The 13,780-nt window shown below is 74.8% G+C and carries 16 protein-coding genes; 8 read left to right on the forward strand and 8 right to left on the reverse strand.

Going from position 1 to position 13,780, the window contains the following annotated elements; genetic code table 11:
- Positions 1 to 30: 30 nt before the first annotated feature.
- Positions 31 to 981, reverse strand: a complete 951-nt coding sequence (locus AC1C2V_RS13980; protein WP_495390230.1) for an NAD(P)/FAD-dependent oxidoreductase — start codon at positions 979 to 981, stop codon at positions 31 to 33.
- Positions 982 to 1,051: 70 nt separating this feature from the next.
- Between AC1C2V_RS13980 and AC1C2V_RS13985 the strand changes: the two genes are divergently transcribed.
- Positions 1,052 to 1,546, forward strand: coding sequence for a MerR family transcriptional regulator (locus tag AC1C2V_RS13985; RefSeq protein ID WP_495390231.1), 495 nt, complete (start codon positions 1,052 to 1,054; stop codon positions 1,544 to 1,546).
- Positions 1,543 to 2,652 (forward strand): P1 family peptidase, encoded by a 1,110-nt coding sequence (locus AC1C2V_RS13990; RefSeq protein ID WP_495390232.1) that lies wholly within the window; start codon positions 1,543 to 1,545, stop codon positions 2,650 to 2,652. Before AC1C2V_RS13985 ends, AC1C2V_RS13990 begins: the two co-directional genes overlap by 4 nt.
- Positions 2,653 to 2,871: 219 nt before the next feature.
- On the opposite strand, the gene AC1C2V_RS13995 is transcribed toward AC1C2V_RS13990, so the two are convergent.
- Positions 2,872 to 3,477, reverse strand: coding sequence for an HhH-GPD-type base excision DNA repair protein (locus AC1C2V_RS13995; protein WP_495390233.1), 606 nt, complete (start codon positions 3,475 to 3,477; stop codon positions 2,872 to 2,874).
- Positions 3,478 to 3,654: 177 nt separating this feature from the next.
- On the reverse strand, positions 3,655 to 4,152 hold the full coding sequence (locus AC1C2V_RS14000; protein ID WP_495390234.1) for a PNPOx family protein: 498 nt from the start codon (positions 4,150 to 4,152) through the stop codon (positions 3,655 to 3,657).
- A 50-nt stretch (positions 4,153 to 4,202) separates the two neighbouring features.
- Here AC1C2V_RS14000 and AC1C2V_RS14005 point away from each other — a divergent pair, with 50 nt between their 5' ends.
- Positions 4,203 to 4,664, forward strand: coding sequence for an anthrone oxygenase family protein (locus AC1C2V_RS14005; RefSeq protein ID WP_495390235.1), 462 nt, complete (start codon positions 4,203 to 4,205; stop codon positions 4,662 to 4,664).
- A 56-nt stretch (positions 4,665 to 4,720) separates the two neighbouring features.
- Positions 4,721 to 5,197, forward strand: coding sequence for a CoA-binding protein (locus AC1C2V_RS14010; protein ID WP_495390236.1), 477 nt, complete (start codon positions 4,721 to 4,723; stop codon positions 5,195 to 5,197).
- A 5-nt stretch (positions 5,198 to 5,202) separates the two neighbouring features.
- Here AC1C2V_RS14010 and AC1C2V_RS14015 read toward each other — a convergent pair whose 3' ends face one another.
- From AC1C2V_RS14015 to AC1C2V_RS14025, 3 genes are all read right to left on the reverse strand, one after another.
- Positions 5,203 to 6,093 carry an ATP-binding cassette domain-containing protein gene (locus AC1C2V_RS14015; protein WP_495390237.1) on the reverse strand — a complete coding sequence of 297 codons (891 nt, stop codon included), beginning with the start codon at positions 6,091 to 6,093 and terminating at the stop codon, positions 5,203 to 5,205.
- A complete protein-coding gene (locus tag AC1C2V_RS14020) occupies positions 6,090 to 7,085 on the reverse strand; it encodes a putative F420-0 ABC transporter permease subunit (protein WP_495390435.1) in 996 nt (331 codons plus the stop codon). The genes AC1C2V_RS14015 and AC1C2V_RS14020 overlap by 4 nt, the downstream gene beginning before the upstream one ends.
- 89 nt (positions 7,086 to 7,174) lie before the next feature.
- On the reverse strand, positions 7,175 to 8,206 hold the full coding sequence (locus tag AC1C2V_RS14025) for a putative F420-0 ABC transporter substrate-binding protein (protein ID WP_495390238.1): 1,032 nt from the start codon (positions 8,204 to 8,206) through the stop codon (positions 7,175 to 7,177).
- A gap of 196 nt (positions 8,207 to 8,402) precedes the next feature.
- On the opposite strand from AC1C2V_RS14025, the gene AC1C2V_RS14030 reads away from it, so the two are divergent.
- Positions 8,403 to 9,164 (forward strand): tyrosine-protein phosphatase, encoded by a 762-nt coding sequence (locus tag AC1C2V_RS14030; protein ID WP_495390239.1) that lies wholly within the window; start codon positions 8,403 to 8,405, stop codon positions 9,162 to 9,164.
- Positions 9,165 to 9,193: 29 nt separating this feature from the next.
- Here AC1C2V_RS14030 and AC1C2V_RS14035 read toward each other — a convergent pair whose 3' ends face one another.
- The gene (locus tag AC1C2V_RS14035; RefSeq protein ID WP_495390240.1) at positions 9,194 to 10,030 is read right to left on the reverse strand and encodes a class I SAM-dependent methyltransferase; all 837 of its coding nucleotides are present in this window, start codon (positions 10,028 to 10,030) and stop codon (positions 9,194 to 9,196) included.
- Between the two features lie 159 nt (positions 10,031 to 10,189).
- On the opposite strand from AC1C2V_RS14035, the gene AC1C2V_RS14040 reads away from it, so the two are divergent.
- The 3 genes from AC1C2V_RS14040 (at position 10,190) to AC1C2V_RS14050 (ending at position 13,090) form a co-directional block, all read left to right on the forward strand.
- Positions 10,190 to 10,882, forward strand: a complete 693-nt coding sequence (locus tag AC1C2V_RS14040) for a winged helix-turn-helix transcriptional regulator (protein WP_495390241.1) — start codon at positions 10,190 to 10,192, stop codon at positions 10,880 to 10,882.
- A 34-nt stretch (positions 10,883 to 10,916) separates the two neighbouring features.
- Entirely contained in the window at positions 10,917 to 11,468 is a 552-nt protein-coding gene (locus AC1C2V_RS14045) for a hypothetical protein (RefSeq protein WP_495390242.1), read from the forward strand.
- 71 nt (positions 11,469 to 11,539) lie between these two features.
- On the forward strand, positions 11,540 to 13,090 hold the full coding sequence (locus AC1C2V_RS14050; protein ID WP_495390243.1) for a molybdopterin-dependent oxidoreductase: 1,551 nt from the start codon (positions 11,540 to 11,542) through the stop codon (positions 13,088 to 13,090).
- Here the strand turns inward: AC1C2V_RS14050 and AC1C2V_RS14055 are convergent.
- Positions 13,077 to 13,682, reverse strand: coding sequence for a LysE family translocator (locus tag AC1C2V_RS14055; RefSeq protein ID WP_495390244.1), 606 nt, complete (start codon positions 13,680 to 13,682; stop codon positions 13,077 to 13,079). The genes AC1C2V_RS14050 and AC1C2V_RS14055 overlap by 14 nt on opposite strands.
- Between the last annotated feature and the right edge of the window lie 98 nt (positions 13,683 to 13,780).

Genomic DNA, 13,780 nt, shown 5'->3' on the forward strand with positions numbered 1-13,780 from the left:
GAGGGCCACGCGATCAGTGGGCGAGGCAGGTCAGTGGGCGAGGAGATCGCCGTCGATCGAGGCCGCCGCCAGCTGGCCCGCCGCCATCGCCGCCGTCACCGAGCTCACGGGCATCGGGAAGTCCGCCGTGTGCGCCAGGTCGCCCGCGGCGAAGACGCCGGCCAGGCTCGTGCGGCCCATCGGGTCGACGGCGACAGAACCCGAGTCGCGCAGCTCCAGGCCGAGCTGCGCCGCGAACGGCGCCGCCTGGTGCAGGGTCGGCGCGACCATGATGCCCCCGAGCTCCAGGGTGCCCCCGTCGGCAAGGACGGCGCGGGCTCCGTCGCGGCCACCGGCCAGCGTCGCCGCCTCGAGCCGCTCCACCTTGTCCGCGCGGACCTCGACGCCCCCGGCGTCCAGCGCCGCGCGGACCTCGGGGTCCACGTCTGCCCCGTCGGCCAGGACGACGATCCGGCTCGCGATCCGCGCCATGAGCCCCGCGACCCGCGGCGCGTGGGGGCCGGCCCCGAGGATCGCGACGGGGGTGCCGGAGAACTCGTGGCCGTGGCAGTACGGGCAGTGCGCGGCGACGGTGCCGAACAGTTCGGCGAGGCCTGGGGTTGCCGGCAGCTCGTCGCGCACGCCGGTCGCGAGCAGCAGGCGTCGTGCGGTCACGTCGCCGGCGTCGGTGTGCACGACGAACCCGTCCGTGGGCGAGCTCGCGTCGAGGGGCGCGACCTCGCGCGCGGTGGCGCGGCGCAGCTCCACCGTGTCGTACGCGGCCAGGGTGCGGTGCGCGGCGGCGCGGAACTCGGCGGGCGGCGTGCCGTCGAAGCCGAGCACGTTGTGCATCGCGTCGGTGGGGTCGTTGCGGTAGACGCCGGAGTCGAGCACGACGACGTCGCGGTGTGTGCGCCCGAGCATGAGGGCGGCGGCCAGGCCCGCCGGGCCTGCGCCGAGGACGACCGCGTCGTGCATCGAGGGGGTGGGGGCGCTGCTCATGGGTGCTCCTTGATGATGGGGAAGCGGTCCGGGGTTGCGTGCTGACCCCAGCGTGTGACTTCATGTCAACATGAAGTCAAGCGCTGTGTCGGAGGAATCGCTGTCGTCCCCGACGTGGAGCGTGGGCGAGCTCGCGGAACGGTTCGGCCTCGAGACCCACGTGCTGCGGTACTGGGAGGAGGTCGGCCTGCTCGCCCCGACCCGCGACGGCGCGGGACGGCGCCGCTACGGCCAGGACGACGTCGTGCGCGTCGCGACGATCCTCAGCTCCAAGGTGGCGGGGATGAGCCTGGAGCAGATCCAGGTGCTGCTCGACGCCGGGGGTCACGACACCGGCAGCGCGGAGCGGCATCGGGTGCTCACCACCCACCTGGCCGAGCTCGACCGACGGCAGGAGGAGATCGACCGTTCGCGGCACATGACGGAGCACGCGCTGGCGTGCCGGGCCCACGACATCGCCACCTGCCCCCACTTCCGCGAGCACGTCCAGGACCTCGTGGACGGCACCCGCACCTGGCGCGACGTGCACCCGGCCCACCTGGTCCCCGTGCGGGCGCCGGCATGAGCCCAGTCGGTCCTGTCGCACCCGCCCGGGCCACGCCGCGCGAGCTCGGCATCGTCGTCGGCGCGCTGCCCACGGGCGAGGCCAACGCGATCACCGACGTGGCGGGCGTGCGGGTGGGGCACGCGACCCTGCACGAGGGCGAGCGCCTGCACACCGGCGTGACCGCCGTCGTACCGGACGTGCTCGGCGCCGGTCCGGGGCAGCGGCCCACGCTGCCGTGCGGGCTGTTCGTGGGCAACGGCTTCGGCAAGCTGATCGGCGCGACGCAGGTGGAACAGCTCGGCGCGATCGAGACGCCGATCCTGCTCACCGCGACCCTCTCCGCGTTCCGCGCGGCCGACGCGCTGGTGACGCACATGCTCGCGCGCCCCGGCTACGAGGACGTGCGGACGCTCAACCCGGTGGTGGGGGAGACGAACGACGGGTACCTGTCGGACATCCGCTCCCGGCCGATCACCGAGGCGCACGTGCTCGCTGCGATCGACGGCGCCGCGCCCGGCCCGGTGCCGCAGGGTTGTGTCGGCGCGGGTGCCGGCACCGCCGCGCTGGGCTACAAGGGCGGCATCGGCACGTCGTCGCGCGTGGTCGCAGCGGGCGGTGGGGGCAGCGTCGGCGAGGAGTGGACGGTCGGCGCGCTCGTGCAGTCGAACTTCTCGGGCATGCTGACGGTGCGCGGCGTCCCCCTGCCCGCGGAGGACCTGCTGGCCGCTTCGCTGGTCGGGCCCGACGAAACCTCGACCGCCGGGGACGACGGCAACTCCTGCATGATCGTCGTCGCGACGGACGCGCCGCTGGACGCGCGCCGGCTGGAGCGGGTGGCGCGCCGGGCGGTGTTCGCCATGTCCCGCGTGGGCTCGGACTTCGCGCAGGGGAGCGGCGACTACGGCCTCGCCTTCACGACGGCGGACCCGGCCGCCGCGCTCCTGGCCGACGACGCGCTGAACCCCCTGTTCGCGGCCGCCATGGACGCCGTCGAGGAGGCGCTGCTCGCCTCGGTGTTCACCGCCACCACGACGGCGGGCCACCGGGGAACGCTACGCGGCGTCCCGCACGACGTGGCACTCGCGCGGCTCTCGGCCGCCGGCGTGGTAACCCCGCCAGCCTGACCCGGGGCACGCCCTCCGGATCGCGTGCACCTCTTGTGACGCCACGTCGAACGTGGTTGCAGCGCTTCCGAACGATCGCTGTCATCGATTACCGGCACAGGCTTCCACGCCCGTGCCGGAGCAATCCACCCTGACCGACGACGGGCCTCGACGGCGGTCGCGCTGTGCGGGGGTGCACCGCGCGCGACGCCGTCACCGGAGCCCGGCCGTGCCGCCCGGTCAGCCCTTCGCGCCCTGCTTCGCCGCCTTGGCCTCGGCCTTCTGCGCCTTCTTGAACGCCCGCACCTCCACGAGCGTCCCGGCGTCGGTGACGTCGGCGATCGAGCGACGCGAGCCCTCGTCCCCGTAGTGCCCGGCGGCCTCCTGCCAGCCCGCGGGCCGCACGCCGCGCTGCTTTCCCAGCAGGGCGAGGAAGATCTTGGCCTTCTGCTCGCCGAACCCGGGCAGCGCGCGCAGCCGCGCCAGCACGTCGCCCCCGGTCGCCGGCCCGTCGGCGCCCGGCCGGGTCCAGATCGCGGTGACGTCGCCGTCGTACTCGTCCACCACGACGCGCGCCAGCGCCTGGACGCGGCCCGCCATCGAGCGCCCGTAGCGGTGGATCGCCGGGGGAGTGGTCGCCAGGGTGACGAACTCGTCCGGGTCGGCGTCCGCCACCGCGCGCGGGTCGATGCTGCCCAGCCGGTCGCGGATCTTGCGCGGCCCGGCGAACGCGTGCTCCATCGGGTACTGCTGGTCGAGCAGCATCCCGATCAGCAGCGCGAACGCGTCGTCGCTCAGCAGCTGGTCCGTTTCCGTGTCGCCGGTGATCCACAAGTCGGTAGCCATGAGGACCATCTTGCCGGAGGCAGTCGTCGCCGGCGTCGTCGCATCTGCGCATGGATGAGCGGAGTTTCGCCTTGGGCCACGAGGTGCGACTCCCCGACGGGCGCCGTCTGGCGGGGATGAGCTTCGGCCCTCCCGATGGGGGTTCGTCGACGGGGAGGATGTGTCCGGCCCCGGGGATCAGCCTGGGGTCGAGGTCGTCGACGAACGGGTGGCCGCGCCGTCCGTGGGCAGCCGGCGCAGTCGCCCGGCGAGGAAGTGCTCGACGCCGACGAGCTTCGAGCTCGCGCCGACGAAGCCGCCCAGCATCCCGCGCGCCTCCTCGGCGCCGATGACACGCAGGTCGTCCACCCGGTAGTCGGTACCCTTGCGGGTCAAGGTGTAGGAGCCGGCCGCGCGGACGTTGCGACACCAGTCGACGTCCGGTCCCCAGGGCAACGGGGTCAGGACCAGTACGTCGCGGTGCTCGGCGATCTCGACGGGCGCGCCCGGGCGCGCGACCGACGCCGGGTCGATCGGGGCGCGGGCGGCGAACGCGACCACGGGCGTGCGGTACGGGCGCCCGCTCTTGCGGCCGACGTGGTGCACCGTGGCCCACGGTGGGATCCGGGACGAGAGCTTCAGTGCGTACGGGTTGAATGTCTGGGTGGCCTTGACGGCGGCGGATGGCATCGGCATGTCGTCCATCCTGATGCGGTCCGCCCTGCCCCGCTGGTTGACTGGGTGCCATGAATCTCTGGGAGGTGCTCGTCGTGCTGAGCGCGCTGGCTACGGGACTTGCGGGCGGGGTGTTCGCCGCGTTCTCCACGTTCGTGACGGCGGGCCTGCGCAGGCTCGCCCCGGCGGACGCGGCCGCGGCGATGGCCGCGATCAACGAGGACGCGGTTCGCCCGCCCTTCATGACCCTGTTCGGCGCGGCGGTGCTCGTGCCCGCGGCCGCGGCCGCGGTCGGTCTCGTCGGCGGGTACGACGGGGCGTGGCTCCTCGTGGCCGCCACCGTGCTGTCCGTGGTGGGCATGCTCGTCGTCACGGCGGCCGGCAACGTGCCGCTCAACGACCGGCTCATGGCGCATCGCGACGCCGCCGGCTGGGCGGCCTTCGACCGCCCGTGGAGCCGGTGGAACCACGTGCGGACCGTCGCGTGCGCCGCGTCCTGCGTGCTCACCGTCCTGGCGCTGGTGGTCGCATGAGGATCCGGGACCCGCGGGACTGGAACAGGCCGGTGCGGCCGAAGGTTGCACCGGGCATGGCCACGGAGAAGAGCACCGAGGCGAGCACCGAGGCGAGCACGGACACGAGTGCCGAAACGGGCGGTGACACCGCCGCGGCTACCGAGGCCGTCGTCGACCGCGTCCTCGACGACACGACGACGTGGGCCGTCGTCGGCCTGTCGACGAACACTGAGCGCGCGGCCTACGGCGTGTCCCGCATCCTGCAGCGTGCCGGCAAGCGGATCGTGCCGGTGCATCCGAGCGCCGCCACGGTGCACGGCGAGCAGGGCTACGCGACCCTCGCCGACATCCCGTTCCCCGTCGACGTCGTGGACGTGTTCGTGCGCTCCGAGCTCGCGGGAGACATCGCCGACCAGGCGATCGCGATCGGCGCGAAGGCGGTGTGGTTCCAGCTCGACGTGATCGACGAGGAGGCCGCCGCGCGCGTGCGCGCCGCCGGCCTCGACATGGTCATGGACCGCTGCCCGGCCATCGAGCTGGGTCGGCGGTAGGCAGGTCAGCGCGGGCTGAACGCCAGCACCGGCCGCCCGGTGCGTGGGTGCGTGAGCACCTCGGTGCGGACGCCGTAGACGGGATCGAGGACGTCGGGCACGAGGACGTCGCGCACGGCCCCGGCGGCGACGACCCTTCCGCCCGAGAGCAGCACGACGTGGTCGCAGTGCTGCGCGGCGAGGTTGAGGTCGTGCAGGGCGGCCAGCACCGCGACGCCCCGGTCGGCGAGGTCGCGCAGCACGCGCAGCGCGTCGAGCTGGGCGGCGATGTCGAGGTGGTTCGTCGGCTCGTCGAGCAGGATCAGCGCGGGCTCCTGGGCGAGGGCGCGCGCCATGTGCACGCGCTGGCGCTCGCCCCCGGAGAGGGTCGCGACCTCGCGGTCCGCGAAGTTCGCCATCCCCACCGCGGCGAGGGCCGCGCGCGCCGCCGCGCGGTCGCCCGGGGAGTCGCCCGCGAGGAGCGGCCGGTGCGGGATGCGGCCGAGCAGCGCGGCGTCGAGCACCGTCACGGGGAGGTCCGTGGTCGCCTCCTGCTCGACGAGCGCGAGCACCCGGGCCCGGCGTCGGCGAGGGAGCGCGAGGAGGTCGCTGCCCGCGAACGTCACGCGGGCGTGGGTGTCGATGTCCGAGCTGCCGATGTCCGAGCTGCCGGCGTCCGACGGCGGCAGCACGCCCGCGAGCACGCGCAGCAGCGTGGACTTGCCCGACCCGTTGGGGCCGAGCAGGCCGCCGACGGCCCCCGTCGGGGCGGCGACGTCCACGCCGTCGAGGATGAGCCGGCCGCTCGTGGACCACGAGAGCCGCGCGGCGTCAAGGCCGGCGCCCGAGGCGCGCGCGTCGTCGCGGGTCGTCCCGCCGGTGTTCGTGCGGCCGTCTGTGTCGAGATCCGTGCTCATGCGATCCTCCGTCCGCGCCACAGCAGGAAGGCGAACACCGGCGCGCCGATGGCCGCGGTGACGATGCCGACCGGGACCTCCCGGGGCGCGAAGACCGTGCGGGCGAGGGTGTCGGCCCACACGAGGAACGACGCGCCGCACAGGGCCGACAGCGGCAGGAGCAGGCGGTGCCGCGCGCCGGTGAGCATCCGCACGGCGTGGGGCAGGATCAGGCCGACGAAGCCGATCGAGCCCGACTGGGACACCAGCGCCCCGGTGAGCAGCGCGACGCCGACCAGCAGCAGCCACCGCACCCGCGCGACGGGCACGCCGAGCGCGGCGGCGGCCGTGTCGCCGAACGTGAACGCGTCCAGGATGGAGCCGGTCGACGCGAGCAGCGTCCCGAGCACGAGCACCGCGATCCCGGCGATCGCCACCGAGCTCCAGGTCGCGCCCGCGACCGACCCCATGAGCCACGACAGGATCTCGCGGTAGGAGTCGCCCGTCGCGGACCAGAAGATGACGAAGCTGGTCGCCGCCGCGGCGAGCTGGCTCACCGCGAGCCCGGCCAGGACCGTCCGGGTCGGGGTGATCGCGCCGATGGCGCCGGCCAGGCCGAGGGCGGCCACGAGGGCGGCGACCGCCCCGGCAAAGGCGGCGATGGGCAGCAGCACCGTCAGCCCCGCGACAAGCACCAGCACCGCGCCGAGCGACGCCCCGGACGACAGGCCCAGCAGGTACGGGTCGGCGAGCGGGTTGCGCGTGAGGGACTGCATGACGACGCCGCAGATCGCGAGCCCGGCGCCGACCGCCGCGGCGGTGAGCACGCGCGGCAGGCGCAGCTCCCACACCATGCCGTCGGGCAGGGTGCCGATCGGGTCCAGTCCGAGCGCGCCGCCGAGGCCGAGGTGCGTCGCGACGGACCGCCAGACGTCCGCGACGGACAGGTCCGCCGGGCCGATCGTCACCGACACCAGCACGGTCGCGACCAGCACCACGACGGACGCGGGCAGCCACCAGGCAGCACCCTGGCGTGTCGTCGGCCGCGGCGTGGTCTCGACAGGCTCGACCGACGGCGCTGCGGGGGGAGAGGTCCGCGTCGTCACAGGTCGAGGCCCTCGAGCTGTCCGGCGAGGTCGACGACGGCGTCGACGTTGCGCACGCCCGCCTCCGAGGCCGGGAACGGGACGGTGAGGTAGCGGCCCTCGCGCACGGCCGTCATCCGCGCCGTCGCCGGGTGGGACTCCAGGCGCTCGATCTTCTGCTCGGCGCTGTTCCAGGTCGCGTCGACGAGGACGATGACGTCGGGGTCGGCCTCGATGGCCTCCTCCCAGGCGTACGACGTCCAGGTGTCCTGCACGTCGCGCGCGACGTTCTCGAGCCCGACGGCGTCCATGATCATCTGCGGCGCGCCGATGCCGGCGCCCACGTAGGGGATGTCGTCGCCGGAGGAGTACCAGAGCGCCGTGAGGCCGCGCTCGTCAGGTGTCACCGACCCGAGGGACTCCCGCTGCTCGTCGACGAGGGACTCCGCGGCGTCGGCGGCGTCGAAGACCTCGCCGGCCTCCTCGATCTCGGCGAAGACGTCATCGAACGTCAGCGGGTCGGGCATGTACTCGGGGGCCTTGCAGGCGGCGGGGGAGACGTACGTCGCGACGCCGAGCTTGGCCAGCGTCTCGCGGTCGCCCGCGCCCTCCGCGGTGAGGTTGGACTCCCAGCCCGTGTAGACGAGGTCGGGCTCCAGGCCGAGGACAGCCTCGGCCCCGGGCGCCTGGTCGGCCATGGGCTCGGCGACGGCGGGCACGTCGGCGGCGGCGTCGGCGAGGGAGTCGGGCACCGGGCCGTCGAGGAACGCCGACCCGACGATGCGGTCGCCCAGGCCCAGCGCGAGCAGCATCTCGGTGGTGCTCGACTTGACGGTCACGACGCGCTGCGGCGCGGCGTCGACGGTGGTCTCGAACCCGCAGTTGTCGACGGTCAGCGGATAGCTGGTGCCGCCGGCGCCGGACGTTGGCGAGCCCGCGGCGCCGGGCGCGGCGTCGGTGCCGGGGGAGCAGCCGGCGAGCGCGACGACGGACAGGACGACGGGCAGCGTGAGCAGGGCAGGGACGGTGGTGCGGGTGCGGCGGGGCACGCGGGATCTCCCGGGATCGTGGCGGGTCGGGGTGACGCCTCGATCACGTCTCACGACGCCCCGAGGACGACGGCGCGCCATCTCGCACCGGTGGAACCGCGGCCCACAGCCCGGGTCGCGCCGACGGGCCAGAACCGGGCCCGTGATCCGCCGTCGAGCCTAGTACGCGTCGGCGGCGTGTGGTTGCCTGGCGCCCGTGACCCTCCCGACGGACGCCGTTCCCCTCGACGCCAACAACGCTGCCGACCCGAGGGCGGTGCGCTGGGGCGGCCTGCCGAACGCCCGCGACCTCGGCGGCCTGCCCACCGCCGACGGCGGACGCACCCGGGCCGGGCGCTACTTCCGCACCTCGCGGCTCGACGCCGCCGGTCCCTTCGGGCTGGCGGCGATGGCCGCCGCCGGCGTCCGCACCGTCGTCGACCTGCGCAACGCCGCCGAGGTCGAGCCGCTCGAGCTGCCGCCGACGGTGACGCGACACGCCGTCCCGGTCGAGGACCCCGACGACGAGGAGTTCATGCGGGCATGGCGCCCGCACCTCGACACCCCGCGCTACTACCCGAGCGTGCTCGCGACGTGGCCGGATCTGGTCGCCGACGTGTTCCGCACGTTCGCTGCGGCACCCGAGGGCGCCGTCGTCTACCACTGCGCGGCGGGCCGGGATCGCACCGGCATGATCACCGCGATGCTCCTGACCCTGGCCGGTGTGGAGCGTCGCGCGGTCGTCGAGGACTACCTCCTGGCCGTCCACGCCATGAACGCGCATGCGGCCGCCCGGTCCGACGCGCCGGCCGTGGCGACCGAGCGCCACCGCGACCCCGACGAGCTCGCCGCCTGGTCCGACGAGCTGGCCGTGGCGCTCGAGGACTTCCTCGACGGCGTGGACGTCGAGGCGTACCTGGGCGTGCACGGCGTGACGGACCCGGAGCTCGACCGGGTCCGTCGTCGCCTGCTCGGCTGACTCACGCCCGGCTGACCGATACCGACTGACTACGCCCGGGTCGCGCGTGCCAGGAGGTACTCCCATGTCATCGCGCCGTCACTCAGGTGCCGGTCGCCCAGGTCGGCGAGGGCGGCGTCGAGCTCCGCGGCGCGGGCGGCGTCGTCCCCGAGGAACCGGTACGTCGCGATGGTCGGGCCGTAGGTCGCCTTGAAGAAGTCCCGGAACTCGACGCCCGAGGAGAACCGGTCCACGACGAGACCGCGCTTCTCGGTCCGGAGGTCGGTGACGCGGTCGCCGAGGAGCGCGCGCACGTGCTCGTCCTCGCCCCAGAGCGGCGGCGGCAGGGCCCCGGGCGGCGGCGGGGGCGCGTACGGCTTGAGCGTCGCGAACATCTCGCCGATGAAGCCGCCGGGCGTCCAGGCGATGTTCCCGATCGTGCCGCCCGACCGGGTGACCCGCGCGAGCTCGCCGGCCGCGAGCTGGTGGAACGGCGCGAACATCACGCCGACGCACGACATCACGACGTCGAACTCGCCGTCGTCGAACGGCAGGGCGTGCGCGTCGGCGACCTCCCAGCGCAGGACGGCGCCGCGCTCTTCGGCCCGGCGACGCCCGGCCTCCAGGAGCTCGGGGGAAAGGTCGGAGGCGACGACGTCGGCGCCCGCGAGAGCCGCGGGGATCGCCGCGTTGCCCGAGCCGGCGCCCACGTCGAGCACCCGGTCGCCGGGCCCGACGTCGCACGCCTCGACCAGGACGGCGCCCAGAGACGGGATGACCTGGTCCGCGACCGCGGGGTAGTCGCCCGACGCCCAGAGGGCGCGGTGCTTGGTGTGGACCGTGTCCAGCAGCTCGGCCGGCACCGGGCCGGTGTTCGTGACGCTCATGAGATGCTCCTTCGCTCCTGCTCGCTCCGAGCAGGGTGCTCGGTGCTGACCACTCCACGGTCCGGCGGGCGCGCGCGGTGATCCAGTGCCGGATCTGGACCGGCTGAAGTCCTGGATCTGTACTGGCGGGCGCCCGCCCCGCGGGCGTTCACTGGACCCATGGCGGGCTACGGCCAGTTCTGTCCTGTCGCCAAGGCGATGGAGGTGCTCGACGAGCGGTGGACGCTGCTCGTCGTGCGCGAGCTGCTCGCGGGCAGCACCCGGTTCAACGAGCTGCGGCGGGGCAACCCGAAGATGTCGCCGACGCTGCTGTCCAAGCGGCTGCACACCCTCGAGCGGGCCGGCGTCGTGCGCCGTACCGGCGCCGAGGGGCACGCCCGCTACCACCTGACGTCGGCAGGCGAGGAGCTGCGGCCGGTGGTCGAGGCACTCGGCGCCTGGGGCACGCGCTGGGTGGGCGGGCTCGGGGAGGTCGACCTCGACCCGCACCTCCTGCTGTGGGACATGCGCCGCACCATCGACGTCGCCGCCTGGCCACGGGAGCGCACGGTCGTGGCCTTCGTCCTGACCGACGTCGCCCCGCGCGTGTCGCGGTGGTGGATCGTGGTGCGCGACGGCCAGGTCGAGGTGTGCGACTACGACCCCGGGTTCGAGGCGCGGGTGGTCGTGACCACGCCGCTGCGCACCCTCACCCGGCTGTGGCGGGGCGACATCTCCTGGTCCGGTGTCCTGCGCGCGGGTGAGGTCATGCTCCACGGCCCCGAGGACGCCCGCCGCCAGGTGCCACGCTGGCTGGGCCAGTCCGTCTTCGCGGTGGTGCCACGACCGGGCGAGGTCCCCGCGAAGGCGTGACGTCGATGGCCGGTCGGTCCTACGCTACGGCGGCATGAGGCCCCGGGTCCAGGACACGATCACGTGGCGGCGACCCCGCCGGCGGCGTCCCAGCGTGCGTGGGAGCGCGGTCGCGATCGCGGGGGTGGTCGTGGCCGCAGTGGACGTTGCGCTGGCGATCGCGGGAGGTACCGCCGCGACGAGCGACATCTCCGACTTCGCGGCGGGCCGCCCTCGGGTGCCGCGTGACCCCGCAGAGAGGGTCGCCGACCTCCCGTGTGTCGTCGTCGGCGGCACCGCCGCCTGGATGCCGGCTACCTGGGCGGACCGCCCCCATCTGTGGGCCTCGGCCGAGCGTGTGTGGGTCGTGCTCCCGGGAATGCGCGGCGATGCCGAGCTGGGACCGTCGTCCCTCGAGCTGAGCTACCTCCGCGTCGCGCCGGGAGTGCGGGGTGCGCCGTCGCTCGATACCCGGTGCGACGCGACGCTCGCCGGGCCAGACCTCGAGATCGTGGTCCAGGGCACCTGGCTGGCGATCGCCTGGCTCGGGCACGTCGCCGGCTGGCCCGACCCCGGTCCGCCGTCCACGAACCAGCCTGGCGCCTGACGCACCTACCGACCGAGTGGGACGCTGGGGTGATGGGCAGCACGGGGACGACGGAGCCCGCACCGTCACCGATGAGGCGCCGCACGCATGACGGGTGGTGGGCGGCGCTCGCGGGCGCGGTCGCGACGGCGGCCGGGCTCGCGGTGGCCGAGCTGGTCGCGGCGGTCGTCGACCCGTCGTCGAGCCCGGTCCTCGCCGCGGGGGCGACCGTCGTCGACGGCGTGCCGGGCTGGCTCAAGGAGCTCGCGGTCTCCTGGTTCGGCACGGCCGACAAGGCCGTGCTGCTCGCCGTGATGGGCGTCGTGGCGCTGGTGGGGGCGGCGCTCGCCGGGCTCCTGGAGCGCCGCCGCCCGCCCTGGGGCGTCGTGCTGCTGCTCGCTGTTGGCGTCGTAGCGGCGGTCCTCGCCGCCGGCCGGCCCGGGGCGAACATCGCCTGGGCGCTGCCCGGCCTCGTCGGTGTCGGGGCCGCCGTCGCGCTGCTCCGGGCGTTGCTGCAGGCGCTGCCGGCACCGGAGGTCGACCTCACGGAGCCGCGTGCCGCGGGGGAGCCCCTCGACCGGCGACGCTTCCTCACCTGGACCGCGCTGACCGCCGTGGGGGCGGTCGTGGGCGTCGCGGCGTCGCGCGCGGTGTCGGCGGGCGGCCGGGCCGTGCAGGCGGCGCGCGACGCGATCCGGCTGCCCCGCCCGTCGGTGCCCGCACCCGCCGTGCCGGCCGGCGCGGACCTCGGCGTGGCGGGCGCGGCCCCCTACGTCACGCCGAACCCGGAGTTCTACCGGATCGACACCGCGCTGGTCGTGCCGCAGGTGGACCCCGGCGACTGGACGCTGACGGTGTCGGGCCTGGTGGACGAGCCGTTCACGCTCACCTGGGACGACCTGCTGGCACTGCCCCTCGAAGAGCACCACGTCACGCTCGCGTGCGTCTCCAACCAGGTGGGCGGCGACCTCATCGGCAACGCGCTGTGGCTCGGGTACCCCGTCCGCGAGCTCCTCGCCCGGGCGAAGCCGCAGGTCGGCGCCGACATGGTGCTGTCGCGCAGCACGGACGGTTTCACCGCCGGCACGCCCCTGGAGGTGCTGCAGGAGGCCGGCCGCGACTGCCTGCTCGCGATCGGCATGAACGGCGAGCCGCTGCCGGCCGAGCACGGCTTCCCCGCGCGGCTCGTCGTGCCGGGGCTGTACGGGTACGTGTCGGCGACCAAGTGGGTCACCGAGCTCAAGGTCACCCGGTTTACCGACGACCAGGCGTACTGGACGCCGCGCGGCTGGTCGGCGCTCGGGCCGATCAAGCTCTCGTCGCGCATCGACGTCCCGCGCCCGGGCGACGACCTGCCCGCCGGGACCGTGACCCTCGCCGGCGTCGCGTGGGCGCAGCACACCGGCGTCGCGGGCGTCGAGGTGCGGGTGGACGACGGCGCGTGGGTCGCGGCCGAGATCGCCGACACGGTCAGCCCCGACACCTGGCGACAGTGGCGCCTCGACTGGGACGCCACGCCGGGCGACCACCTCGTCGCGGTCCGCATGACGGACGCGGACGGGACCGTCCAGACCGAGGAGCAGGCGCCGCCCGCCCCCGACGGCGCCAGCGGCTGGCACACCATCGAGCTCACGATCCAGTGAGGGACGGACGACCGAGGGCCGCTGACGTCAGGTCCTGGCGGTCGCGGCCAGGCGGGCGCCGAAGAGGACGAGCGCGCCGCCGGTGACGCGGTCGACCCAGCGCACGGCGGACGACCGGCGCAGACGCGGCCCGAGGTACCCGGCGCCGAGCGCGACCAGGGACAGCCATGCCGATCCCAGCACGCAGTGCACCAGCGCGAGGGCACGCGCCCATGAGCAGCGGGTTCACGCCCTCGGGCACGAACTGCGGGATCGTCGCGACGGAGAACACGCCGACCCTGGGGTTCATCAGGTTGGTGCCCAGGCCCATCGTGAAGTCGCGCCGTCGGTCGCCCGTGGGGAGCGGCACGTCCGGCTCGGCGTCGTCCCCGCGGGCGCGGCGGAACGACCCTCGGATCATCGACACGCCCAACCAGACCAGGTAGGCGGCGCCGGCGACGGTGAGCACGCGGTAGGCGGTCTGGCTGGCGGCGAGCAGCGCGGCCGCGCCGCCGGCGGCGGCGGCGACGCCCCAGGTCAGCGTGCCGAACTGGATCCCGAGCAACGCCGCGAACCCTTGCGAGCGCGAGCGGGCGACGGTGCTGCGCCGCACGAGTGCGGTGTCGAGCCCGGGGACGATCGTCAGCAGCCCGGCGACGAGCGCGAACGCGAGCAGGCCGTCAGGGATGGTCAGGGCGTCGCGTTACGGCC

This window comes from Isoptericola sp. Y541 (genome assembly GCF_059445465.1).